A 24,934-nucleotide genomic window follows, 5' to 3' on the forward strand; every position below is an offset into this window, starting at 1 on the left:
TACAATTATGTTATTACACTTATGTTTTCAATAAATAAATTGTAACACAAATTTAGCAAAAATTCTGACAATAAGCAGCCCATTTATGATCTTTCGCTCTACTCGTTATAGTGGGCAATGCCTACTATAACGAGCAGCGGGCTGAAGAAATAAGGATGAGTAAGATTGGCGGGCGCAAGCATGATAATAACATTAAGATGACAGGAAATACAGTCAAATGAACAGCTGGAATTGAGCTTATCAGTAATAATTGCTACCTTTGCAGACTCAAATTTGAACTATGTCGAATCAAGTACCTGAAGACGGAACACGATTGCCTTTGATGGAAGAGTTCTACACCATCCAAGGAGAAGGATATCACACCGGGACGGCCGCTTATTTCATACGGCTGGGCGGCTGTGACGTGGGTTGCCATTGGTGCGACGTAAAGGAAAGTTGGGATGCTTCTATTCATCCCCTGACAGCAGCAGATGCTATCATTGAAAATGCTAAAAAATATCCGGCGAAAACAGTGGTCATTACCGGTGGTGAGCCACTTATCTATAATCTGGATTATCTGACCAAAGGACTGCACGTCGCCGGTATCAAAACGTTTATCGAAACATCCGGCGCTTATCCATTAAGTGGGGAGTGGGACTGGATATGTCTGTCACCGAAAAAATTCAAGGCTCCAAGAAAGGATGTACTCGACGCTGCCGGAGAATTAAAAGTCATTGTTTTCAACAAAAGTGATTTTGCCTGGGGTGAACAATATGCCCAGCTGGTCGGTCCCGACTGTAGACTATACCTGCAACCGGAATGGTCCAAGTCGAAAGAGATGACGCCGCTCATCATAGATTATGTCAAAGAAAACCCCAAGTGGGATATCTCTTTACAGACGCACAAGTACTTAAATATTCCATAATCACCAGCCATGATAAAAAAAGAAAAAGAGAGCAGTTTTATAAAATGCTCTCTTTTTCTTTTTTTATCAGTGTACTTACTTGACATAGGCCTTGATAAAATCTTCCAGCTCCAACGTCTGTGTTTCGTCTTCTTCCTTGTCCTTCACCAACACCTTACCTTGTCCATCTACATCCAGAAATGCCAAGCTTGCGGGAATAATTATCTTTCCACTATCATCTAACAAGCCGACCTTACCATCTTCAGCAAAGATCAAATAATCGTTTAAAAATTTGCTGATATTCTCCTTTTTATCCAGCAGAACCTTGCCCTCACTATTCACCAGTCCAAAAGCACCATCTTTCTGGAAGATCACCAACCGTTCATTCGCGGGGGTAAGCCAGTCAAAGCCGGCCTTATTAATTTTATTTCCTTGCTTATCCAGTAACCAAAAATAATTATCCTTATCCGATACAATAGCTACCTGCTCATTGAAATACGCGAGCGAAAAAAGCGCGCAGGGCAGCACTTCTTTCCCGGACAGATCCTTTATCCCGTAATACTCGTCATTGGTTTCTTTATCTTTTACAACCATCCATTGTAGCGACTTATCCAGCGGAAACGTATCTTCGAACAGGCTCACATCCTCGGTTCCTTCGGCTGGGAGGCCACCTGAAATATCCACTACCTTGGCATTCTGGGGTAATTGAAAACCTTTTGCCCCAGATACACTGGCGATCTTTGTTGTTTCGAACCCCAGGTCTTTTTGTTGTCCAAGCGACAGCTTGAGCACAGCACCGGGGAGGTCATTTACGAAAGAAAAAGCGGTCAGGTAATAGGTCGGTACAGCTTCAGAGTACCACACTGTTGCTTCAGCCGAATCCGCCTGGTTTTTGATCAGCAACTTGGCTTTTTTACAGGTCACTCCAGCAACATCTTCAATCTCGCCCATATCCTGCAACAGCACATATGGTCCTGCCGGTTCTTTTAACTTGCTGCTGACCACTTGATAGGAAGGATGATAAGACTCTGCCGTCACGATATCGTCACCAACGGAAAACGAATAGGTCTTACCGAGTTTTCTGTTTAAAATAGCATGTTCTTTTTGATTAATGACAGCCGACGAATGTGCCGCATCCGCTAATACCTCCACATTCTTATAAGCTGTCTTGCCTTTTAAAAAGGGCTCATAAAATTCCTTTGCGAATTCGGGAATCTCAGATTCAAACTTCTCCGGCGAAATTTCACCTTTAAACACCAGTTCCATCTGCCATTGTTTGTCCTGTCCATACACAAGGGAAGTTGATAACCCAAACACCAAAATTACGCTGACTAAATTGTTCATATGCATGCTAAATATGAAGCTAAATAACAAAAGATAGACCAAAAAGCCTATCTTTCATCTATATTTTTTATTTAATTGATTTTTGTTTTCTAAATTTTTACCGAATCTGGGGCATCAGCTTTACCCGGCATCAGCTGTAATGTTTACAGCACAACAGTCTGTTTTGTTTTTACGGCCTCATCGCAGGCTAAAGCAATGTGTAGACTGTTAATGGCATCTTCCATCGAAGAGGACAGATCCACATTCTCCAAGATCGCCTGCCGGAAAAAACGCTGTTCGCGATTGCATAGCTCCTGGTGATCCGGCTCGTCGGATAAGTTGATCCATTCGTCTTCCCGCACGAATTCATTGTTTCCATCTACCTCAGCATAATGTACGCGCAAACTCTCAGTCTGTGTATGTGCCGCTACCGAATCGGATTTACCTTCATCACTTGCCTTGTCTGCCACAATGGACACAGCACCTTTTGGTCCGAAAACATCTTTTACAAAGAAAGCGTTCTGACTGACCATGGGGCCCCATCCGGCCTCATACCAGCCGACCGAACCATCCTCAAAATGCAGTTGAAGCTGACCATAATTGTAGTTCCACGATGGAATATCTTCCGTCAGACGGGCGCCGATAGCCGAAACCCGCACGGGTTTGGCACCCACCATCTGGCACATCACGTCAATATAATGAACCCCGCAATCGACAATAGGACTTAGGCTGGACATCAGATTACGATGCACATCCCACATATAGCCATGGCTTTGCTGGTTTAAATTCATCCGCATAACCAGTGGCTTTCCGAGCGACCGCGAAAGCTGGATAAACTTGATCCATGAAGGGTGATATCGAAGGATATAGCCTACCACAAGTTTTTTATTATGCTTCACTGCAGCGTCAACCACTTCACGGGCTCCGGCAACATCTTCCGCCAGCGGCTTCTCGATAAACACATGGGCTCCGGCTTCAAAAGCCTTGATCGCGTAGTCTTTATGAGTGTCCGGATAGGTGGCAATACAGACCGCATCCGGGCTTGTTTGTGCCAGCGCTTCCTCATACGCATCAAAAAGTGCATAGTCTGCTCCCAAATCCTGATTGAGCTTCTTTTTACTCGCTCCTCTTGCCACAAGACCTACGATCTCAAAGCCTTCCAGTTCGTGATACGCTCTGGCATGAGAAGCACCCATATTGCCGCAGCCGACCACTAATATTCTGATCAGTTTCATTGTTTAGTTTTAAATTTATTTACATCTTATTTTTTCCTTAACCCGTCGAGCGCAAATGCCGATCCGCTGCCTAAAACAGCACCAGCCAGTACATCTGTCGGATAGTGCACACCAAGATACATTCTGGAATAACCCACACTGCCCGCCCAGAGGAGTGATGGCCCAACGACATACCATTTTGGATAGGCACGGGATAAGGCTGAGGCCGTGGCAAACGCGGACGAGGTATGACCGGACGGAAACGAATAGCCGCTGGCCGTACGGACGGAGATAAAATTTGGGTACTTTCTGAACGGCCGGCTCCGTTTGATCAAATGTTTTATCCCGACATTAACCAGAGCCGTTACAGCTGTACTGCTTGCCACATAAAGCGCATTCTGTCGCATCACTTTGTCATTATTGACTGCACCAGCGACCAGCAGGCCCACGGGCACCGCCACCTGTACATAGTTATTGATATCCGACAGCACCTTGAATGTCTGGGTTTGCGGTGGCGTCCGCGTTTCGGCAATGGATTCCAGAATCCGGATGTCCAGTGTGGATGCCGTCTGTGCTTGCGCCCAGAAGACCATATTCAGACTGCTCATCCAGCAGATTACAAAAAACACTATTTTTTTCATACCCATTAAACAATTTGGTTCATGCCTTGCTAAATTGAATTAACGGCCTGCTGTCAGCCGCTCAGCAGGCTATCTGCGTTTCCTTGCTTTCAAACGTAATGCCGCCACGACTGAGGCCTTGAAACATGCGCACGTCGAAACATGCGCACGTCGTATTTCAGATTTGAATTAACAATTCTTAAAAATAAACAATTTTCTAGCTTTGTCATTCCTTATTTCAACTTTCTTGCCTTCATCCCTTGACAATCCCATGCATCCACGATCGTTTCACTGTGTCCACGTAAATGAAGGAACTTGCATATTTTAACATACTATTGTTGCATTTCCCATTAATTTAGTATACATTTGCTTCCAGTTATTAATACAAACATGGTCTATACCTACGTACATCATTTTCATTTGCATCATCGCCATTGCGGCGATATGTTAATTTAATGTGTTCTTACGTAGAATACCTTCCCTTCTGTTTGATTTCTTATTATTAATAATTTACTGCTAACATTTATAAAGCGTTGAAAAATCTTAAAATTGCTATCCAAAAATCGGGTAGGTTAAACGAAAAATCTGTTCAATTACTGAAAAACTGTGGTTTGGATTTCGAGAACTACAAAAGCTCCCTCATTACCACTGTGGGAAATTTTCCGCTCGAAATTTTATTTCTGAGAGATGACGATATCCCCGGATATGTCGAACAGGGAATCGCAGACCTCGGCATCGTCGGTGAAAATATTATTGACGAAACAGAATCCAAAGTGGAGTACCTCAAACGGCTGGGATTTGGCAAATGTACGCTGAAACTCGCTATTCCCAAAGACAGCAGCATCGAAGATCTCCGGGATCTAAACGGCAAAGCCATCGCGACTTCCTACCCAAATATTCTCAGAAACTTCCTGACTGCGTATAATATTGAGGCGGACATCCGGCTGATATCGGGCTCCGTTGAAATATCTCCCGGTCTGGGCCTCAGTGATGCCATATGTGATATCGTTTCGACCGGCGGAACATTGAAAAGCAACGGTCTTAAGCCTTTTGCTGATGTAAAAACTTCTGAAGCTATCCTAGTGGGCCGAAAAGGACTGGAAGGCAATGAGATTCTGACCGAACTGGTCCAGCGTATTGAATCCGTCCTCTTAGCAAAAGAAACAAAATACGTGGTGCTGAATGTCGAAAAGAAAAACTTACCGGCCATTACTTCCCTATTGCACGGTGTCAAAAGTCCGACGGTGGTGCCGCTTGCAGAAGAAGGCTGGGTAGCCGTACATACCGTGATTACAGAAGACGATTTCTGGGATAAGATCAATAAACTAAAGGCTGAGGGGGCTCAGGGTATCGTTGTGATGCCGATCGAAAAAATTATTTTATAATACTTGATGCGCAAACTATCATGTTAACAACATACGACTACGGATCCCTAGGACGAGAAGATCTACAGCGCTTGACTGCGCGAAACACAGATCCGAACAATACCATCCAAGAAGTGGTCCACGATATCATCCAGCAGGTGCAGAAACAAGGAGACTCTATTTTACGTGACTACGCGGCTAAATTTGACAAAGTTCAACTTGACAAGCTCTATCTGGACGAGCAGGATATTGACGAACTGGCATCGACCATCCACCGGGACCAACAGCGTGCCCTGGAAATCGCTTTCCAGAACATTCACCGTTTCCACAGTATACAATTAAAGCGCGAGCGCGCGGTAGAAACCATGCCCGGCGTAAAATGCTGGCGCGAAATACGCCCCATAGAAAAAGTAGGACTTTATATTCCTGGCGGCTCGGCAGTATTGCCCTCTACCCTACTGATGCTAGGCATACCAGCCAAAATCGCTGGCTGCAAAGAGATTGTAGTCTGCTCACCGCCTCAGGCTAACGGAAAAATCAACGGATTTGTAGCCTACTGCTTAAAGCTGCTCAAAATCAACCGGATTTATTTGGTCGGCGGAGCACAAGCTGTGGCAGCCATGGCTTTCGGCACGCAGACGATTCCAAAAGTTGACAAAATATTCGGTCCGGGCAACCAATTTGTCACCAAAGCCAAGTCCCTTATACAAGGATTGACCAACTGCAGCATAGATATGCCTGCTGGCCCCTCAGAAGTACTTGTTATCGCCGACGGATCCGCCACAGCTGCTTTTGTGGCTGCGGATCTACTGGCGCAGGCTGAGCATGGTGTTGACAGTCAAGCAGTATTAGTCGCTACCTCCTCTGAAATCGTGGATCGGGTCAATGCAGAACTCGCCAGCCAACTGGAGGTCCTGCCGCGGAAAGCGCTCGCAGCGAAAGCAATGGAAAACTCCTATGCGGTGGTCGTAGCCAACCTTGAAGAAGCCATGCAGTTTTCCAATGAATACGCTCCTGAACATCTTATCCTGGAAACGGATCAATGGGAGTCTCTGACCCGGTACATCAGCAATGCCGGCTCTGTATTCTTAGGGCACCTGACGCCGGAAAGCGCTGGGGACTATGCTTCCGGAACCAATCATACCCTACCGACATCGGGCTATGCCCGCTCGTACTCAGGGGTGTCCGTGGATTCCTTTGTGAAGAAAATTACCTTTCAGCATATCAATGAAACGGGTCTCCAGCAGATCGGCTCCACGGTGGAAATTCTCGCCGAGCTAGAAGGCTTACAGGCACATAAAAATGCGATCAGTATCCGGAAAAGCGAGACTAACTGATGGATACTTCGCTAATGTAAAAAAGTCGGTTTCGTTATAAACCGACTTTTTTACATTGCCTAAGTGAGAGCCATCACAGCCTATCTTCCAAAGGTATCATAATTGTCAGTAGCATATTTCTCAAATCTGGTCAATAGTGCGATATTATCTTTTTCAAGCTGGCTTAATGCCCCACTCACATCCTTAGAAACCGGCACGTACCAATCCACAGGGTCAAAAAACTGGCGGATACTGGGTTTCGTAAAAGCATAACCGTGCCTGGCGAAAATCGTATTGCGGATAATTTCTAAATCCAGTTTTTTGAGATTTTTCACATCCTTCTCCGTCAGTTTCTGTTTGGATGCGTTAATACTGAATACCGCAGGAGAAGCCGACCGATAGTATTCCATGACGTAAGTATATGTTGAATCGCCATCCTGATCGGTTGCTTCTTCCCGTTTCGCATTGATCCAATCGACCAGCGTACCGTATTCATCGTCCTGCTTATTGAGCATGAGGTTAGGATTATAGGCAAACTGCTTTTTAAGCAGTTTAAAATGTCTCTTTTTGATTTTGACCTGTTGATCGTAAGCTACCCAATTGCCGATCAACGTATCGCCTTTCCGTTTGATCTCAAACCGGCCATCTGATTTTTTATCCCCCGGCTCGTCGAGCAAGAGCTGTATCGAATTGTCTTCACCTTCAACTTTACCGGTCAGCGGCCGCAGGTTGCCTTTGACCACATTTTGTCCAAATACATTTCCTTTATCTGTAATTTTCTTGATCGTCAAGTTGATCTTTGGTGAATAATCTGTCGACGGGAGGTATTCCTCGTCTCCGAAGCTTTCTTCATCAACCAAAAAATCGCCTACCCAATTTCCGTAGAGGTCCTGATGAGCCTCCTGTTCCACAACAACGGTATCCTGCGCTTTCGGAGCGGACTCCATGCTTTGTTGTTTTGCCCGGTCCTTACAGCCCATTGCGGCCGCAAGCAGCAGTAATAAATAGAAATTCTTTTTCATGGCTATATAAATTGTCTAAAGCGAGTGGCGCTAGGCGGAGGAGTTACCGTTTCCAATGGGCGATCGCTCTGCCGGCCACGATTTCTAAAATAAATAATTAGTTCAACAAGCAGTAAATTTGGTACCCAGCCCAACCAGGCAATAATCTGATACACATCCATAGGATTGGGCTGAAAGAAATAGATCAATATCACTTTCCAGAAGCGCAAAGTAAGGGCTGAGCAGGTCAGTGCGAAACTGCGCAACATAAAATCACGATGCGCATTGAAGTTTTTCCGAAAGGCCGAACGAGTTGCCTGCCAGGTAAAATAAAACCAGCCCACCGCCAGCAGTTCAAAAGAAATAATGGCCAGTATACCACCATTGGCCACCACGCCAATCAATAGTCCAGAAGGCGCCGCAAGCATTAAAATGCTCAGGACATAACTGTAACCAATAACACGGTGCAAGCGGGGATAACGTTTGAGCAGATAACGGTTAAATTGGGTAAAACCGGCAGGAAGGGCTAATATGGCCGAACATACATGCACATAAAATGCATACTTATACCACCAGAGCGCCTCAATTTCGCTTTGCTTTATCATCAGAAAATTGGCATCCAGTGCAAAGCTTCGGTATCGCCATGTAATCTCTGCCATCAACGCCGCACTGTAGGCAAAGATCAAAAGCCAAAAGCCCTGTACAACCGAAAACCGAACTTTCTTTAACATCCCCCTGTTTATTTACTACGGATCGCCTCGACAGGGTCCAGCCGCGAGGCCATCAAGGCAGGAACAATACCCGATATCAGACCAATAAATGTGGATAATGAAACTGTCAGGATCACCATCTTGAGACTGACAACAATGCCAACCCCTGTCGCCACCTGCACGATAAAGGCCAAAAAATACACAACAAAAAGACCAATGCCGCCGCCCAACAGACATAATACAATGGATTCTATCAGAAACTGGGATAAAATAAAGAAGTTTTTGGCTCCCAATGCCTTTTGAATACCGATGATATGCGTACGTTCTTTAACACTCACAAACATGATATTGGCAATACCAAACCCGCCAACGAGGATGGAAAAGATACCGATTGAAAAACCAGCGAGATTGATGATGCCAAACAACTGGTCGAGCGCCCCGGTGATCATCGTTGTTTGATTGATCGAAAAATTATCTTCACGTTGTGGCGAAATACGCCGGATCGAACGCATCAGCGTCTTCGCTTCACTTTCGGCTTCCGCCAATGTATAATTCGATTTGATTAACATCGCGATACTTGGAGAAAAGTTGTCGTAATTCACTAAATTGCGGGCAAGTTCAAACGGAATAAAAGCCGTATCATCCGGAGAAGTATTGATCAGCACACCATTCCCCTCTTTCTTTAGCACCCCAATAACCTGTACCTTTCTCCCAAGCATACTGATATACTTGCCGATCGGCTGCTCATTCGGAAAAAGGCCTTCAGCAATATTTGCTCCCAAAATCGTCACCAGCGCACCACCTCTGGATTCGCTTTCTGCAAAATAACGTCCATTGACAATATTGAGATTCTGTATATACAGGTTTTCATAGGTCGCTGCATTCACGGAAGATCCCTGCGCTGAATTGTTTTTGTATTTAATCGTCGTGTTCCCGATATTGATCATATAGGCCATGTACTCGGCTGTAGTCATCCGGTTTTTCAGATCAAGATAGTTGTTGTAGGTAGGCTCAGGCCGATTGAGGTATTTCCACCAAGGATAATTTGGACCTCCGTCCCATGGCCATTTTTCGATATAGAGTGTCTTGCTGCCTATTTTCTTCACGGATTCCTCTATATTGTTTCGTAGGGTATCCACTGCTGAAAATACACCTATAATCGTAAAAATACCAATCGTCACGCCCAGCAAGGAGAGCATGGTACGTGTCCGGTTGTCCTTTAATGCTGACAATGCAAACTGACAACTTTCCAATATCAATCGAAGGAATAACATAATTATATTCTAAAATACGAGATAGTTTTGATTTAATGTCAAAATCAATAAAAATATATCTACAAATTGGAAATAACGCCTTTCCATACCCAAAAAAGTTATAACTTTGTATGCTTTTTGCAACCTGGTATTTGGTGCACTGTAATGCACTGAAAGGTAGACATTAAAATTATATCATTAAAGATGAAGTTATCTCAATTTAAATTCAACTTACCAGAATCACTACTTGCTTCTGAACCTTCTGAAAATCGTGACGAATCGCGTCTGATGGTCTTACATAAGGATACTGGTAAAATAGAACACAAAATTTTCAAAGATGTATTGGATTATTTTGACGACAAAGACGTCATGATATTGAACAATACGAAAGTTTTTCCAGCACGTCTATACGGCAATAAAGAAAAAACTGGAGCGACTATTGAGGTTTTTTTGTTACGCGAATTGAACAACGAGCTTCGTCTATGGGATGTACTAGTGGATCCGGCACGTAAAATTCGTGTTGGCAACAAGTTATATTTCGGTGATGATGATTTGCTGGTAGCTGAAGTTGTTGACAATACTACTTCCCGCGGCCGGACGATCAGATTTTTATTTGATGGTACAGACGAAGAATTCCGCCGTAATATCGAAATTTTAGGCGAAACTCCACTGCCGAAGTATATTAAGCGCAAGGCTACGCCTGAAGATAAGTTCCGTTATCAAACCATCTATGCCAAAAATGAAGGAGCTGTGGCTGCACCAACTGCCGGCCTTCACTTCTCACGCGAACTGATGAAACGTCTCGAACTTAAAGGCGTTGATTTTGCTGAAGTCACCCTTCACGTTGGTCTCGGTACTTTCCGTACGGTAGAGGTAGAAGATCTGACAAAACACAAGATGGACTCCGAGCAGTTTATTATTACGGAAGAGGCTGCCAGAATCGTGAATAAGGCTATCGACAACAAACGTCGTGTCTGTGCCGTAGGAACCACTTCCATGCGTGCGATCGAATCTTCGGTTTCTGCCGACCACCATTTAAAGCCGGCGTCTGACTGGACGAGCAAATTTATCTATCCACCCTACGATTTCAGTATTGCAAATTCGATGATCACCAACTTTCACACACCCGAATCTACCCTGTTGGTGATGATTGCGGCCTTTGCAGGTTATGAAAACGTCATGAACGCTTATGAAGTTGCCGTGAAGGAAAAATATAGATTTTACAGCTATGGTGATGCCATGCTGATTATATAATTAGACTTTCCAAAGGAATAAAACAGAACGTGGGTAGCTACAAACTATCCACGTTTTTTTACATAGACACTATAATTTCTATCCGATGAACTTTGTCGTTATCGTTGCTGCAGGCACTGGAAGCCGCATGAACAGCAGCCTTCCCAAGCAGTTTCTTGAATTGAATGGAAGACCTGTGCTTATGCATAGCATAGAGCGGTTTTCCCAATCCCAAGATGTATCAGAGATTATTCTCGTAATTAGCCGCGAGATGGAAGAGTTTTGGAAAGCATTGTGTATGGAAAATCAGTTTGACGAAGTGTATCACTTGGTGTACGGCGGGAAAAGCCGCTTCGAAAGTGTCAGAAACGGCATCCTATATATACAGGAGCATTTTCAAATCGGGAATAATGACTACATTGCCGTACACGACGGCGCCCGGCCTATCATCTCTTCGGAACTGATAGCCCGTGCTTTTCATGGCGCCTACCAGCACCATGCAGTTGTACTGGCTCAATCCAGCGTGGAGTCAGTGCGCATAGGCAATCCTAGAAGCAGTAAAGCACTAGATAGAAATCAGGTTTGGCTCGTTCAGACACCGCAGGTCTTTCAAGCGGAATTACTGATCAACGCCTACTGCCAGCCAGAAGACCCCTTATTTACTGATGATGCTTCAGTCGTTGAAAAAATGGGCAATTCGGTCGCCATCGTTGAGGGTGATCCCAAAAATATTAAAATCACCTATCCCCAGGACTTGCAAATTGCCCAGTTTTATCTCAGCCTGCCAGATTAAGCATTACCACGTATAACACGCAACAAAACGACAATAATGGCGATGACGAGTAGGATGTGGATGATATTACCTCCTGCATAACCTCCAAAAAAGCTGATTGCCCAGATAATGACCAGGATGACGGCAATGATGTACAATAAATTTCCCATTTTTTTATTATTTAATACCTTATTCTGTTTTACACTAGGTATAACAATGAGAAATACAGTAAAGTTTTGCAATAAGTAGAATCTTATAATTCGAGCTGCAGTCTGTCGTAGGCCAAAAACATGGAGGCAGGCAGTTCTTGGGAGACTACTTCGTGCAGTCCCATCCGATGTCCAATATGCGTAAAGTAGGTCTTTTCAGCATGAACATCACGTGCAAACTCAATTGCCTCCTCAAGTGTAAAATGTGAAATATGGGACTCTTTCTGCAGAGCGTTGACGACCAGCACCTTCACTCCCTCAAGAAGCCGCCTCGATGCCGCACCAACAAACTTGGCATCGGTGATATAGGCAAAGTCATCAATTCTATAACCGATTACCGGCATTTTATAATGCATGACCTCAATCGGCATGATATCTTTTCCGAAAAGCTGAAAAGACTCTCCAGCCGTGATCTCTTCCAAATCCAGTCGCGGTGCTCCTGGATATTTTACGTCTGTAAATGCGTAGTAAAACTCACGTTTTAAAGCCTGATGGAGATCAGACGTCCCGTAGATGGCTATAGACGAGTGCTGCTGGTAGTTAAATGCTCTGACATCGTCCAACCCCGCGATATGATCTTTGTGGGAATGAGTCATCAGCACGGCATCCAGATGGGTCACCTTTTCCCGAAGCATCTGGTACCGGAAATCAGGCCCCGTATCCACGACAAGGGTGTGATCGTTATATTCCAGGAGTATGGATGAACGTAAACGCTTGTCCCGCTTGTCCATGGATTGGCAGACTTGACATTGGCATGCTATAACAGGCACACCCTGTGATGTTCCGGTTCCTAAAAATGTTACTCTCAAACTGCTGTCTTTGATTTCAGTACTTCTTCGTATATTGGCACGAGTCCTTCGGAAATGGCTTCCGAATTAATTTCCACTTCCAACAGAATATTCCACAAGGATTGGATCTTTACCTCGAGGTTAGAAAACTTATTTACAACCACGACCTTGGTCGCTTGCAACATACAGGCTCCGGTACGGAATGATCCCTTCTCATACCTCACTTTATATCCCTGTTCCTTAAAAAACTCTTCTATTTTTGCTAAACTGCTTTGTGTAAACGGCAACAAATCTTCCTCCTTTTAAAATATCAAGCTCAGTAAACCAAACTTAGCTAAATTTGCTTTCAAATACAAATTTAATCAACCTGCCAATGCAACCCTCCTGCATCATACTCATTACGCAAATGCGCTGAATCACTCAATAGCAAACGATGAACTGAGGACGATTTGTCATTACTCAGCAAGCTTAAGAATTACATTACCGAAAGTCTGCCAGCTATATTTTTTCTTTTCATCGATAATATTTGTCCGGAATTGCTGCTCTTTGTTACGGGTATAGAAGTCCATAATTCCATTGGCAATAGCCTCTGCGTTGGGCTCCACCACATATCCCACGTAGCCACTTTCCACGAGCTCGGGCAGTCCCCCGACATTGCTGACGATCATGGGGAGATCGAAGTGATAAGCAACTTGGGTAATTCCGCTCTGCGTGGCTGTTCGGTAAGGTAGCACAACACAATCTGCTGCGGAAAAATAACGTCCCACTTCTTGGTTCGGAATAAAATCGGTATGCATAAAAATGGCGTCATCCAGATTATGCTTGCTGATAATTGCCCGGTAAGGTGCAGGATCGCCATAAAATTCTCCAGCCAGCAGCAGTTTCACCTGAAGCTGCCGAACCCGGGCGTCTGCCAAAGCTTCCAACAGCAGATCCAAGCCTTTATAATGCCGGATAAAACCAAAGAATAAAATGACTTTTTCATTTTCGGGAATATGGAGCTGCTTGCGCGCCTCTGCTTTAGACAGGTGAGCTCCATAATTATCGTACAACGGATGTGGGCTGTATACTGCAGGCATATGCGGACTTAGCCGCCTTAAATCAGCCAGTACACTTTTGCTCATGGTCACACAGGCATCGACGGATTTCAAAAAATAACGGATCAGCAAGGTATCACCAAAGCGTTGTTCGTGCGGAATGATATTGTCGGCGATACAAACTATCCGGGTATGCTTGTTTTTCTTTACCTGACGTTGGATTGTACCCAAGCAGGGCCCAAAGAAAGGCATCCAAAACCGGACAATCAACAGGTCATACCGAGCATTTTTTAGTTCTCTTCCGACCCTAACCCAATTCAGCGGGTTAACGGAATTCACTTTGGTCCTGATGTGCAAACCCGCAGGCGGGGGCTCATCCGAGTACTGAGATTTGCCCGGAAAAAGAAAATTCGGATATTGCAAGGAAAAAGAATAGATATCGACTTCATGGCCCTGTGCTTGGAAATGGGATGCCAGCCGCTCGTTGAAAGAAGCGATCCCCCCCCCTCTTAGCGGATAAGCAGAGCCTAAAATGACAATACGCATATGCCGATTAAATGACTTTTTCGATCTGATACTCATTTCGATCAGAGCTGCTCCTGGAGACCAATTCCGCCAAAAAACCGGTCAGGAACAATTGTGTTCCCAAGATAATCGCTGTCAGCGCAAAGAAAAACAAAGGCTGATCTGTGATATCTCTAAACGGTGTGCCATTAGCGATGCTCATCAACTTATGACAGATCAGATAAATCGAAATGAAAAGGCCCGCAAGAAAACTAATCACGCCCATGACGCCAAAAAAGTGCATAGGCCGTTTAGAGAATTTTCCGACGAAAAATATCGAAAGTAGGTCTAAAAAACCCTTGATAAAACGACCGGGGCCAAATTTCGTGGAGCCGTACTTGCGCGGATAATGTTGCACAATCTGCTCCTGAATATTGGTAAAGCCTGCCCACTTGGCTATGACAGGAATATACCGGTGCATTTCACCATATACTTCTATATTTTTGACGACCTCCTTTTTGTATGCTTTGAGACCGCAATTGAAATCATGTAAATTGTGAATTCCCGACATCGATCGGGTCACACCGTTGAACAGTTTCGTCGGAATTGTTTTGGTCAACGGATCATAACGTTTTTGTTTCCAGCCCGAAACCAGGTCAGCGCCTTTATTCATAATGCGGTCATACAATTCCGGAATCTCGTCAGGACTATCCTGAAGATCTGCGTCCATAGTAATGACGACATCCCCCTGAGCAGCCGCAAATCCTACATTTAAAGCAGCGGATTTTCCATAATTACGTCGGAATTTAATCGCCGAAATATTGCCGTTCTGCAGCTTCAGCTGTTCAATGATTTTCCATGAATTATCCTTGCTGCCATCATCTACCAGAATGACTTCATACGAGAAGTGATTGGCAGTCATGACACGATCAATCCAGGCGGTCAACTCCGGCAGGGACTCTTCCTCGTTAAATAATGGAACTACAACTGAAATATCCATGTGTATGTTAATCATGCTAAAAATGTACTATTGTAATACGAACAAAGGTATTACTTTTCCAGCAATACCTTAATGATATATATTAATTTACCTGTTCCTACTTGTTATCTTGCGCATACACGAGTCTTTCCCTTTTTGACAATGCAGCCAAAATCAAGGCAAAGACAAATTGAAACAACAAAGTAATGGCCAAGCCTTTAAAAATCTGTCCAAACGTAATTTTACCGATTGAATCCACCTGTTTCTCCAATTCTGCGATTTTCGAGTCGATTACTTCATCGGGTATATTGTTTTTTTCCATATAGTCAATGGTCACATTAATAGTATGTGTCACAACTTTTTCCTGCAGTTCTGGATTGATAAAATTTACGTAAATCTGGGTTCCAATAGTAGAGATAATGGTTGAAATGGCCAGCATCATGAAGATGGACTTCAATGCTATGGAAAAACTCCAATAACCGCCGTAGGCTTTCCGAAGTGCAAAAGAAAATAATGCTGCAATAATAATAAAAATCCCTGTATTGACGATAAACGACATGGACATTACTGCCCAAAAAGACTCTTGGTCTTTGACGACAAAGAGAACCGCGAGACCAAGAATAAAAGAAATAACTCCTAGTATTATACCATAGACTATACTCCTCTTCTTATCGATGACCGCATCGAAGCCAGCATGATTTGGGTTGATTGAATCTACCATGGCATTATTTATTATAGTAAGTACTGATAATTTTATATAGAGCTAGATCAAAGGCTTTATTGTCTGATGCCGCGACATATTCGTCAAATTGACTTTCATTGGGATTTAGCTCGCTAAAGAAACTCATTACTGGATAAAACAACTCATAGATCTCGCTTCTCGGATTGATGCCCTGGGCAACTTTTGCTATCTCGCTGTAAGGGCTATCTACCACAATCTGATTGGCGATGATGTCTTCGTAAATTTCGTGCTCATCCTGAAATTCATCTTCATCCACAAGCAAAAACTCCTTTAAAAAATCATCCAGTTCAGGTTCGATTTCATCGTCCTTGCATTCACCAAGATAAAGAAAAATGTTGAGCAGCTCGGTTCCACGATCTATTGTCTCATCTTCGATGGCTTCCCATTCCTCGGAATCCAGATAATCGTCTTCCAGTTTCAGCACATCACTCGAAAAGAAATTCATTAACAACAAATCAACATAAACCTCCCGCAATTCGTCGAAAAGAGGATAATCATCAAAGGTCTCATCCAACAGGGCCAGCTTGTCGAGATAGGGAGCCTCGGTGTCAAATACTTGCAGGAGTTTCGTTAAAAACTCTTCGGCATTTCCAATGCCGTCAACTTGGCCATAATTTAAGATTCCTGCCTCTATAGCAGCCTTTACATTTGCTTCCATGGTTTAATCGTTTTTAGTCAATTGATTATTATTGATGATCATTTCGACAGCCCCCTGTAATGTCTGTCCGAATAATGGAGAATTTTTTGATTTCGACTTATTTGATTTTTCATCAAAAGTCCAGGATTTTGTCAGATCAAACAGCACAAGATTTGCCAGCGCACCGACCTGTATCTGGGGCACTTCAACACCTAAAATCTGTCTTGGCCTAACGGCAAGGCAGTTAACGATTTGTTCTTCATTTAATCCCGCACGAACCAATAGCGGCAATACGGTCTGCAGGCCGATGATACCATTTTTAGCGATATGGAACTCCACATTTTTAAATTCCACCTCCTGTGGGGTGTGCTGTGACACAACAGCGTCTATAATCCCATCTTTCAGAGCTTTGATTAAAGCTTTGGCATCAGTCTTTGTCCGCAGCGGAGGGCTCACTTTATAGTTGCTGTCGAAGCCGGCAACATCCTCATCCGTAAATACCAGCTGATGTGCCGCGACATCGCAGGTGACACGCAGCCCCTTAGCTTTGGCCTTTTTGATCAGATCCACAGCTTCTGGCGTGCTGATGGAAGCGAAATGTATGGGCGCATCTGTATACTCGGCCAGATAAAGGTCGCGCGAGACCATTAAAGACTCCGCGAGATTAGGTATACCTTTCATCCCCAGATAGGTACTCATAGCCCCTTCGTTCATCTTATTACCCCCTGCCATCGACTCATCTTCTGCATGAGAGAATATCAGCCCCCCAAAACCTTTCGCATAAAGCAGCGCTCTGCTCATTAAGCCGGCCTGCTGTACACTTTTATTCCCATCACTGAAGGCTACAGCACCATTTTGCCTCATATCATAGAGCTCAGCCAACTCCTTTCCTTCTCTATTTTTACTGATCGCTCCAATGGGGTGCACATCCACAATATTACCTTTGGCGGTATTGACCACAAGCGCCACTTCGGCGCGGCTCTGTATGGCCGGCTGTGTGTTCGGCATCACCGCTACGCCGGTAAAGCCGCCTGCAGCAGCAGCCGCGGTACCCGTTACGAGATCCTCCTTTGTTTCCAATCCCGGCTCCCCGAAATTGGCATGTAAATCAAAAAATCCGGGCGACAAAATTTTACCAGTACCGTCAATAGTCTCTACGTTTTTATCAGCTACCTTGATGCTGTTTGCAATTTGCATAATCTTGCCCTTTTCGATCAATACATCAACAACCTGCTGATGAAATTCGTTACCTGGCAAAATTACTTTAACAGCAGTAATCAATAAGCTCTTCATATGTGAATGGAATTGAAATTAATAGGATACAAATCATTTGCTGAAGCTTGTGGCGTGTTCCATGTCATCAGACAAAAAACGGATCGATTACGATAATTAGTATCGTTATAAACCGATATTTTGCGTGATGCCTCTGATTGCTTCATTTCGAGAAACAAAGTTACAAAATACAATTTTATTATAGAACACTAAAAATGGATTTCAGTTCGTACTCCTTAAGAATTTTCTCCCCATTGGTAATGCTTAAATTCGAAGCCCGCAAGACTCAGAATCCGGTCGACAACTGTTTCTGCCAGCTCTTCCAATGTCTTCGGCAAGCTATAAAATGAAGGGGACGCAGGGCAGATAATTCCCCCCGCTTCGGTCACGAGTTTCATATTTTGGATATGGATAAGGCTCAGTGGCGTTTCCCGCGTGACTAAAATCAATTTCCGCCGTTCTTTTAGCATAACGTCAGCCGCACGGGTCGTGAGATCAGAGGAAATACCGTAGGCAATTCTTGAAAGTGTCCCCATCGAACAGGGACATACAATCATCGTATCAAAACGAGCCGATCCCGAAGCAAATGGCGCAAAAAAATCATTTTTGTCATAAAATTTAAAAGGGACATCCTGATAGCTTTCATCACCCAGTTCAGCACGCCACACATCTTTAGCATTGTTTGACATCACAATGCCGACCTCAGCGAGCTGAGTTTTTAATGAATTCAGCTTTTCCAGCAACACTTTCGCATATATAGAGCCGCTTGCTCCAGTAATGGCAACAACAATCTTTCTTTTGGACATTTCTCTTAAATAATAAACAAAGCTATAAAAAAAGGGCCGAAGTGAGAAACACCCGACCCTACATCTACCTATGAAAAACATGCCCTTGGGAGGGGCTTAACAAAAGTACATCTACTTTTGAATTTTCAAAAATATTATATGAAATACTACACATTTGTGTATTAAAAAATCGCAAAAAAGTATTTTTTCATGCTTCACTATCCGCTTCAGCCGGATCGAAACGCGCAGGATCCGACCGAACTGGTTCTTTTTCCTGCAAATAAATTCCCGGATCAAACACAATTTTCGCGAATAAAACTTATTTTAGCGAGTAAGTTATGCAATTAGACTAGACATGAATCTTTCTATTTTAGAACAATATATCGAAGAAGGCAAAAGCCACGACATTGATTTATTATTGATTGGCAATCCCGAGCTACTGCAAGAAACGACAAGCCATGGCATATCACCACTTCTGCTGGCCTGTTATTACAATAAACCGCAGATCATCCGCATATTGTTACAGCATACCAAGACAATGACAATACATGAGGCTTGCGCTGCCGGACTAACCTCTTATGTGGAAGCAATCATCCAGCAGGCTCCATCAGTAGTTAATGAGTGGTCCGCCCATGGCTTTTCACCGCTGGCTATGGCCACGTATTTCAACAAAACCGACATTGTACGACTTTTGTTATCAAAAAAAGTAAATCCGAATATTGCCAGCAGAAATGAACAGCAGGCCTATCCACTTCATATTGCGGCAGCAAATAATCATGAAGAAATTGGAAAAATGCTGCTCGAAGCTGACGCTGACGTCAATGCCGTGCAGTCGACTGGTGAAACAGCTTTGCATTTTGCGGCCCAGCATGGAAATATCGACCTGATCGTTGCTCTGCTGGAATTCGGTGCCGATACCCGGATAGTCAACATAAAGGGACTAACACCCGCAGATCTTGCCGCCGAAAAAGGTTTTAAAGAAATTGCGGAGATACTTGCAAATTAATTACGTAAAATTTCGGTTCCGATCCTACACTTCAGACACTGCTTCCGCTCACAGTAGTGTTTCTTGAGCTGTAGCATACCCTGCCCCTGAGATGCATTCGTCGCACGCCAGCCCAGATCTGCGAACTGCTTGATAATAGCATTTTTTTCTGCCGGCATCGCTTCCAGCAGCGCGACCGCCCGGTCCATATATGGATGAATACCATAGTATTTTCCATAAGCAAATAGCATCAGAACCACAGTGTTGATAACCAAGATATCAACGGTCGCCTTTCCAATTTTTCCGCTCCGTTCGATACCTGGGCTAGCCCCTATTGAAAACCGGGATTTCCAATAAGAATTAATAGACGAAATATCGAACAGTAACCTCGCCTCAGCCAGGTTCTGAATTGTTAAAACCTTGGATAAACTCAGTGATTTTTCAGTGAATAAAGCGACAAGCTGTGCAATACGCAACTCGGGGAAATTATAGGGTCTCATACGCAGCTTTTTCCAGACACCATTAACCAAACGGATACCGTGCACTGCCTGCTGATAGGCAAATTCATGATAAAGCCGCTGCATGTACTGATCAGCGCACTCCGGGGTTAAAAAGCCGGCAATCCCAAACAACAAAGCTTCTATTTTCAGCCCATCGGAGCGGTATTTTTGCATCGTCGCCAACGGAAGTTTCTCCCCCAGCTCCTGAAATGTATCCGCATTAACCTTGAGCCCCATACATCGGCATATCCAAACCCAAAAGACCTTCTCCCAATCACTATTAAATTGCGCCAGCAGACCAAATATGTCCTCGGCTTTCACCTCCAGCCGCTCGACAGATAAGGCATCCAGCCACATGTCTTTTTTAAGCTCCTCCACTTCGCCGATCCGGGACTGGCAGGGAAGCCAGTTTGTAGCACGCATCATGTTGGCATACTTATCCAGGAGATCCTGCCTTACGTATTCTGACAACACAAGCGTGGGTATAACACTTCCGTCGCTCCGATAGATAATCTGATCCTCTATCCATACCACATGTAAAATAACATTATTATAGGCTTCATCATATTGGTGCAGGTGTCTGTTCCAATCGGAAGAACGAAAATGGATTTCAATATTCCCAACCCATTCTTCATCAGCGAGTATAATATGTGACAGCACGAAATCCGGCCCGGCATCGGTATTATGCTGGCCAACACGAACTACAGCCAAAGGCGTCCCCGCACTCGTTCGCAATCCCACTCTATTGAATAGCCGTAGTTTCCAGATAAACTGCATTAAGTTTTCTGACACTACCATATTTGTATCTTAATAGATCTTGTTGATCAAAGGTTTATAACGCTCTAAAGATACAACTTTATACGATCATTTCACAAAAATGGTTAGTAAATCACTGGAAATTAACCTTTTTTCTAAAACATGCCCGTTCAGACGGGGAGCTGCTATTCCCATATGCAGTGTTTTCTCTGCTTGAAAAACACGCGCCTCATCCCAGAGTCCGGCATCGATAAACATCTGCAGGGTCGCTGCACCACCTTCAATAATGATGGACTGAACATCCATCAAATATAATTGGTAAAGAACCGTCTGAGGTAAATATAAACCATAATTCTCCAGCTCGATGTGTTTGATATGGCCCTGCCAGTCCGTTTTTTTTGCGTTGAAGACAATCGTTTCGGCCTGATCGTCGAAGATCTTCGCATCAGGAGGCACAACCAAGTCTCTATCGATCAGCACGCGGCGTGGATTAGCCCCTTTCCAATACCTGACAGTCAGCCTGGGATTGTCTATTAAGGCGGTTTTGGTGCCGACGAGAATAGCATCTTCTTCCGCCCGCCATCGATGCACCAGCTGCAAGCTTGCGGCATTGCTTATTCCCACCTGTCGATCTGCCTGCCCGATAAAGCCATCGGCGGATTGTGCCCATTTGAGAATAACATAGGGTCGATGCTGTCCTATCCGCGTAAAAAAACGACGGTTGACCCACATGGCTTCTTTTTCCAGCAGACCGACTTCCACATCGATACCTGCATCTTTCAAGATACCGATCCCCTTTCCATTGACCTGCGCAAAGGGATCTAAACAGGCCACAAATACTTTTTTCGGCTTTAGACTGGCGATCATATCTGCACAGGGCGGAGTTTTCCCAAAATGCGCACAAGGCTCGAGGCTCACATAAAAAGTACTTTCCCCCCACAGTTCGCCTGCCTGATCTCCATATTTTTGCAATACGGCACGAACGGCATTCACTTCAGCGTGTGGCCCGCCGTACGGCGAGGTATACCCTTCGCCAATAATACAATGATTGTGAACAATCACGGCGCCCACCATGGGGTTGGGGCTCACCGAACCCGCTCCTTGTTGCGCCAGATCCAAGCAGCGCTGCATATATTGCCGATGTATATCCATGTTACAAATCTATGAAAATCGTACCTTTGACGTATGCGAATACTCAAGGATTTCGAATTATTATTTCAACAGGAATTGACATCTATCTATGACAAGGATGAAGTCAAAGCTTTATTCCTTTTTACGGTAGAGGAAATGTTTGGACTGAAGAGGGGAACCTATCCCCTAAAAAAAGAAGATATAGTAACAGAAAAAGATGCGGAGCGTTTTGATGAAATCCTCCGTGAGCTCAAAAAGAACAAGCCGATTCAATATATTTTTAATAAAGCTACGTTTTATGGAGAGTCCTTTGAAGTGAATGAATCCGTGCTGATCCCCCGGCCTGAGACCGAGGAACTCGTTGATCTGATTCTTAAACAGCATTCAGCACAGGCCGGCCTGCATATCATGGACATCGGAACAGGCTCCGGCTGTATACCTATTATATTATCCAAATACCTCCCCGGAGCACAGGTTACCTCCATGGACATATCCAAAGAGGCAATTGCCACAGCAAGAAAAAATGCTGGGCAATTAAATGCTCCGGTACAGTTTATCAATGCCGATATTTTTGAATGGGACTACATCTTTTCGGAACAGCAATATGATATCATCGTTTCTAATCCACCTTATATTACTCCACAGGAAAAAGCGAGTATGCAGCAGAATGTGCTGGCGTTCGAACCCGAACTCGCTCTATTTATCGAAGACAGTGCACCACTGATCTTCTACGACGTGATATCCTCTTTTGCGCTCAAACATCTGGCTCCTCAAGGCGATCTCTACTTCGAGATCAACCAGTATCTCGGCCCGCAGACAAAAGAGCTCATAGAAAAAAAAGGATTTCGCCCGGTGAAGCTTCTAAAAGATATAAACGGAGCCGACCGCATGATCCACGCAAAAAAAAGTACGTAGTCAAAAAATAATCTTTTTATTTACTAGACAGTTAAGCCTGTCTCTCCAAATTTTAAAGACAATAATTTGGAGCGTATAAAAAGAAATTCTACCTTTGCATCACTTTCAAAAACAGAAAGGATTCCGTAGCTCAGCTGGTAGAGCAATACACTTTTAATGTATGGGTCCTGGGTTCGAGTCCCAGCGGGATCACAAGCCACTCCAAAAGAGTGGCTTTTGCTATTTCAGCTTGTGACGTAGCAGGAAAACCAGCCGAGCCGAAGTGCTAACGGTGTCCAAATCCGGTATCGCTCCTCGCTAGCGACGTGTGAAACACTACTAAATATAAACTCCATTGGAATCGCCAAACGGAAGTCAAAGAAGTTGCTAAAATAATTCTCCAGCAACAAAACTATTTACCGTGTAAATTGTCATCATCTTAGGTAACAGATAACAATAAATCCATTATGAAAAAGATTGTACCTCTATCCCTGATGTCGGCCACATTGTTGCTGATGACAAGCTGTTCAGTTATTGAGGGTATTTTTAAAGCCGGCGTCTGGACCGGAATCTTAATTGTAGTCATCATTGTCGCCTTGATCATCTGGCTGATTAGCAAGCTTTTTGGCGGTTCCAGATAATCTCCACTTAACAGACTGATATCCCTGAACGCAGCTTATGCGCACGATCCTGCTCAGCGGAGCCTGTCTTCTTGTAGTCATGTGAGATTGATCAGCTGTGACGGATCAGTCCTACCCGCCCTTTGCCTAAAATCAGGTTTTTACCATTCTCATTTGAAAACCTCTTTTTTATCTTATCTTTATCATTTGTTAGTTCTTCGCCTGATACAGCCGGAGCAGCGACAGCACATGTATACAATAACCAATCCCCTTTCGATACCGAACAGGAGTAGAGCGTGATAATCAATATAGAAGGAAAGAGAACATGAAGCGAGTTACCTTAAAAGAAATCGGAAAACAACTGAACCTTTCGCCGGGCACTATTTCCAAAGCACTGAACGATAGCCATGAAATCGGTGAGGAAACAAAGAAAATGATTTTAGCGTATACCCAGCAGATTAACTATATACCCAATTTTTCTGCAAAAAGCCTTAAAACTGGGCGCTCAAACACGCTCGCTATCATTGTACCGTTTATTTCCAGCTCTTTCTTCTTCGATTTTTATGAAGATATTTCACTGATCCTCGCCGAGACAAATTACAAGCTCATCCTATTACAAACCTTCAATGATGAAAAAAAAGAGAAAGAAGCGCTTGAACTCTGCGTACAGAGCAACATTGAGGGAATTATCATTTCACCTGTAAAAAATGATTCCAGCCTTCCGCTCTTAAAATATATTATGGATCAGATCTGTCCGGTCATTATTTTCGACCGCATAAGCCACCAGCTTGAAACTTTTAAAATCGGCATTCAGAACAACCGCATAATCTATCAGGCCACGGCTGAAATGATCAAAGGCGGCCGCGAGAACATTATCCTATTACTGTGCAAAGATATCGGAGGCAACACAAGCCGAATAAAAGGTTATAAAGACGCACTTTTCAATTTTTCCATTCCGTTTAAGCAAGAGAATGTGGTGGAGATCTCTTATTCGAGCCCTAAAGACGATATCGACGCGGAGCTAGAAAGTAAGATAGGCGCACTGCTTAACAGCGCCACACCACCCAATGCACTACTGTCGTCAACTGATACGCTGTCACTCAAAGTATTGCATATCCTCCATAAACTAGAGATCCGTATTCCTGAGGATATGAATCTGATAGGCTTCAGCAATACACCTTTTGCAAATAGTCTAAACCCTTCTCTGACGACAATAGCCCAGCCAACCCGTCTGATGGCAGAAAAATCAGTGGAACTGCTGCTGCACATGTTAAAAAAGAGAAACAAAAAGAATTATTTCGAGTTTGAAACTTATTTTCTGGACTGCCGGATCGAGCATCGGAAATCAACGTCTTCTGTTTCTGCTAAGAACGAAACATCTAAAAGAACGATATAATCCTATTTTC

General features: G+C 43.9%; 26 protein-coding genes and 1 tRNA gene. 10 read left to right on the forward strand and 17 right to left on the reverse strand.

What is annotated here, in order from left to right:
• Positions 1–280: 280 nt before the first annotated feature.
• Positions 281–904: a 7-carboxy-7-deazaguanine synthase QueE gene (locus tag FGL37_RS24040; RefSeq protein ID WP_028068486.1), complete on the forward strand. Its 624-nt coding sequence runs from the start codon at positions 281–283 to the stop codon at positions 902–904.
• Positions 905–979: 75 nt separating this feature from the next.
• On the opposite strand, the gene FGL37_RS24045 is transcribed toward FGL37_RS24040, so the two are convergent.
• From FGL37_RS24045 to FGL37_RS24055, 3 genes are all read right to left on the reverse strand, one after another.
• A complete protein-coding gene (locus FGL37_RS24045) occupies positions 980–2,227 on the reverse strand; it encodes a WG repeat-containing protein (RefSeq protein WP_037532141.1) in 1,248 nt (415 codons plus the stop codon).
• 143 nt (positions 2,228–2,370) lie between these two features.
• Positions 2,371–3,441, reverse strand: a complete 1,071-nt coding sequence (locus FGL37_RS24050; RefSeq protein WP_028068488.1) for a Gfo/Idh/MocA family protein — start codon at positions 3,439–3,441, stop codon at positions 2,371–2,373.
• 26 nt (positions 3,442–3,467) lie between these two features.
• Complete coding sequence (locus FGL37_RS24055; protein WP_028068489.1) at positions 3,468–4,061, reverse strand: phosphatase PAP2 family protein; 594 nt, start codon at positions 4,059–4,061, stop codon at positions 3,468–3,470.
• Positions 4,062–4,573: 512 nt separating this feature from the next.
• On the opposite strand from FGL37_RS24055, the gene hisG reads away from it, so the two are divergent.
• Together hisG and hisD are read left to right on the forward strand one after the other, a co-directional pair.
• Positions 4,574–5,425, forward strand: a complete 852-nt coding sequence (gene hisG / locus FGL37_RS24060; protein ID WP_028068490.1) for an ATP phosphoribosyltransferase — start codon at positions 4,574–4,576, stop codon at positions 5,423–5,425.
• Positions 5,426–5,445: 20 nt separating this feature from the next.
• Positions 5,446–6,741 carry a histidinol dehydrogenase gene (gene hisD, locus FGL37_RS24065; protein ID WP_028068491.1) on the forward strand — a complete coding sequence of 432 codons (1,296 nt, stop codon included), beginning with the start codon at positions 5,446–5,448 and terminating at the stop codon, positions 6,739–6,741.
• 80 nt (positions 6,742–6,821) lie between these two features.
• Here the strand turns inward: hisD and FGL37_RS24070 are convergent, their stop codons facing one another.
• The 3 genes from FGL37_RS24070 to FGL37_RS24080 are packed head-to-tail and all read right to left on the reverse strand — an operon-like array spanning position 6,822 to position 9,705.
• Positions 6,822–7,742: a YARHG domain-containing protein gene (locus tag FGL37_RS24070; protein ID WP_028068492.1), complete on the reverse strand. Its 921-nt coding sequence runs from the start codon at positions 7,740–7,742 to the stop codon at positions 6,822–6,824.
• 2 nt (positions 7,743–7,744) lie between these two features.
• Positions 7,745–8,452 carry a DUF2306 domain-containing protein gene (locus tag FGL37_RS24075; protein ID WP_081817770.1) on the reverse strand — a complete coding sequence of 236 codons (708 nt, stop codon included), beginning with the start codon at positions 8,450–8,452 and terminating at the stop codon, positions 7,745–7,747.
• A gap of 8 nt (positions 8,453–8,460) precedes the next feature.
• Entirely contained in the window at positions 8,461–9,705 is a 1,245-nt protein-coding gene (locus FGL37_RS24080; protein ID WP_028068493.1) for an ABC transporter permease, read from the reverse strand.
• A 183-nt stretch (positions 9,706–9,888) separates the two neighbouring features.
• Here FGL37_RS24080 and queA point away from each other — a divergent pair, with 183 nt between their 5' ends.
• Positions 9,889–10,938: a tRNA preQ1(34) S-adenosylmethionine ribosyltransferase-isomerase QueA gene (queA, locus tag FGL37_RS24085; protein ID WP_028068494.1), complete on the forward strand. Its 1,050-nt coding sequence runs from the start codon at positions 9,889–9,891 to the stop codon at positions 10,936–10,938.
• 85 nt (positions 10,939–11,023) lie between these two features.
• Positions 11,024–11,710: a 2-C-methyl-D-erythritol 4-phosphate cytidylyltransferase gene (locus tag FGL37_RS24090; protein WP_028068495.1), complete on the forward strand. Its 687-nt coding sequence runs from the start codon at positions 11,024–11,026 to the stop codon at positions 11,708–11,710.
• Here FGL37_RS24090 and FGL37_RS24095 read toward each other — a convergent pair.
• The 9 genes from FGL37_RS24095 to FGL37_RS24135 all read right to left on the reverse strand — a co-directional run bounded on the left by FGL37_RS24095 (position 11,707) and on the right by FGL37_RS24135 (position 18,663).
• Entirely contained in the window at positions 11,707–11,859 is a 153-nt protein-coding gene (locus FGL37_RS24095) for a lmo0937 family membrane protein (RefSeq protein WP_138097065.1), read from the reverse strand. The two genes, FGL37_RS24090 and FGL37_RS24095, sit on opposite strands and share 4 nt — an antisense overlap.
• Before the next feature lie 83 nt (positions 11,860–11,942).
• Positions 11,943–12,707 (reverse strand): MBL fold metallo-hydrolase, encoded by a 765-nt coding sequence (locus FGL37_RS24100; RefSeq protein WP_028068496.1) that lies wholly within the window; start codon positions 12,705–12,707, stop codon positions 11,943–11,945.
• Positions 12,704–12,973 carry a hypothetical protein gene (locus FGL37_RS24105; protein WP_138097066.1) on the reverse strand — a complete coding sequence of 90 codons (270 nt, stop codon included), beginning with the start codon at positions 12,971–12,973 and terminating at the stop codon, positions 12,704–12,706. Before FGL37_RS24105 ends, FGL37_RS24100 begins: the two co-directional genes overlap by 4 nt.
• A gap of 168 nt (positions 12,974–13,141) precedes the next feature.
• A complete protein-coding gene (locus FGL37_RS24110; RefSeq protein WP_197734506.1) occupies positions 13,142–14,305 on the reverse strand; it encodes a glycosyltransferase in 1,164 nt (387 codons plus the stop codon).
• Positions 14,277–15,227, reverse strand: coding sequence for a glycosyltransferase family 2 protein (locus FGL37_RS24115; RefSeq protein WP_028068499.1), 951 nt, complete (start codon positions 15,225–15,227; stop codon positions 14,277–14,279). The genes FGL37_RS24110 and FGL37_RS24115 overlap by 29 nt, the downstream gene beginning before the upstream one ends.
• Before the next feature lie 97 nt (positions 15,228–15,324).
• On the reverse strand, positions 15,325–15,927 hold the full coding sequence (locus tag FGL37_RS24120; protein WP_051606469.1) for a DUF4199 domain-containing protein: 603 nt from the start codon (positions 15,925–15,927) through the stop codon (positions 15,325–15,327).
• Positions 15,928–15,931: 4 nt separating this feature from the next.
• Entirely contained in the window at positions 15,932–16,606 is a 675-nt protein-coding gene (locus tag FGL37_RS24125; protein ID WP_028068500.1) for a hypothetical protein, read from the reverse strand.
• A gap of 3 nt (positions 16,607–16,609) precedes the next feature.
• Positions 16,610–17,878 carry a dihydroorotase gene (locus FGL37_RS24130; RefSeq protein ID WP_028068501.1) on the reverse strand — a complete coding sequence of 423 codons (1,269 nt, stop codon included), beginning with the start codon at positions 17,876–17,878 and terminating at the stop codon, positions 16,610–16,612.
• 215 nt (positions 17,879–18,093) lie between these two features.
• Entirely contained in the window at positions 18,094–18,663 is a 570-nt protein-coding gene (locus FGL37_RS24135) for a UbiX family flavin prenyltransferase (RefSeq protein ID WP_028068502.1), read from the reverse strand.
• Positions 18,664–18,997: 334 nt separating this feature from the next.
• Here FGL37_RS24135 and FGL37_RS24140 point away from each other — a divergent pair, with 334 nt between their 5' ends.
• Positions 18,998–19,648: an ankyrin repeat domain-containing protein gene (locus FGL37_RS24140; RefSeq protein WP_028068503.1), complete on the forward strand. Its 651-nt coding sequence runs from the start codon at positions 18,998–19,000 to the stop codon at positions 19,646–19,648.
• Here FGL37_RS24140 and FGL37_RS24145 read toward each other — a convergent pair.
• Positions 19,645–20,925: a DUF2851 family protein gene (locus FGL37_RS24145; RefSeq protein ID WP_028068504.1), complete on the reverse strand. Its 1,281-nt coding sequence runs from the start codon at positions 20,923–20,925 to the stop codon at positions 19,645–19,647. The two genes, FGL37_RS24140 and FGL37_RS24145, sit on opposite strands and share 4 nt — an antisense overlap.
• Positions 20,926–20,991: 66 nt before the next feature.
• Complete coding sequence (gene ribD, locus FGL37_RS24150) at positions 20,992–22,035, reverse strand: bifunctional diaminohydroxyphosphoribosylaminopyrimidine deaminase/5-amino-6-(5-phosphoribosylamino)uracil reductase RibD (protein WP_028068505.1); 1,044 nt, start codon at positions 22,033–22,035, stop codon at positions 20,992–20,994.
• 33 nt (positions 22,036–22,068) lie between these two features.
• Between ribD and prmC the strand changes: the two genes are divergently transcribed.
• The 4 genes from prmC to FGL37_RS24165 all read left to right on the forward strand — a co-directional run bounded on the left by prmC (position 22,069) and on the right by FGL37_RS24165 (position 24,924).
• Positions 22,069–22,929 (forward strand): peptide chain release factor N(5)-glutamine methyltransferase, encoded by an 861-nt coding sequence (gene prmC, locus FGL37_RS24155; RefSeq protein WP_028068506.1) that lies wholly within the window; start codon positions 22,069–22,071, stop codon positions 22,927–22,929.
• 119 nt (positions 22,930–23,048) lie between these two features.
• Positions 23,049–23,121 (forward strand) — tRNA-Lys (locus tag FGL37_RS24160).
• Positions 23,122–23,375: 254 nt separating this feature from the next.
• Complete coding sequence (locus tag FGL37_RS25460) at positions 23,376–23,549, forward strand: hypothetical protein (protein WP_162835065.1); 174 nt, start codon at positions 23,376–23,378, stop codon at positions 23,547–23,549.
• Positions 23,550–23,853: 304 nt separating this feature from the next.
• Positions 23,854–24,924, forward strand: a complete 1,071-nt coding sequence (locus FGL37_RS24165) for a LacI family DNA-binding transcriptional regulator (protein ID WP_028068508.1) — start codon at positions 23,854–23,856, stop codon at positions 24,922–24,924.
• Positions 24,925–24,934 lie beyond the last annotated feature (10 nt).

The organism is Sphingobacterium thalpophilum, assembly GCF_901482695.1.
In the GTDB taxonomy this organism is placed as follows: domain Bacteria; phylum Bacteroidota; class Bacteroidia; order Sphingobacteriales; family Sphingobacteriaceae; genus Sphingobacterium; species Sphingobacterium thalpophilum.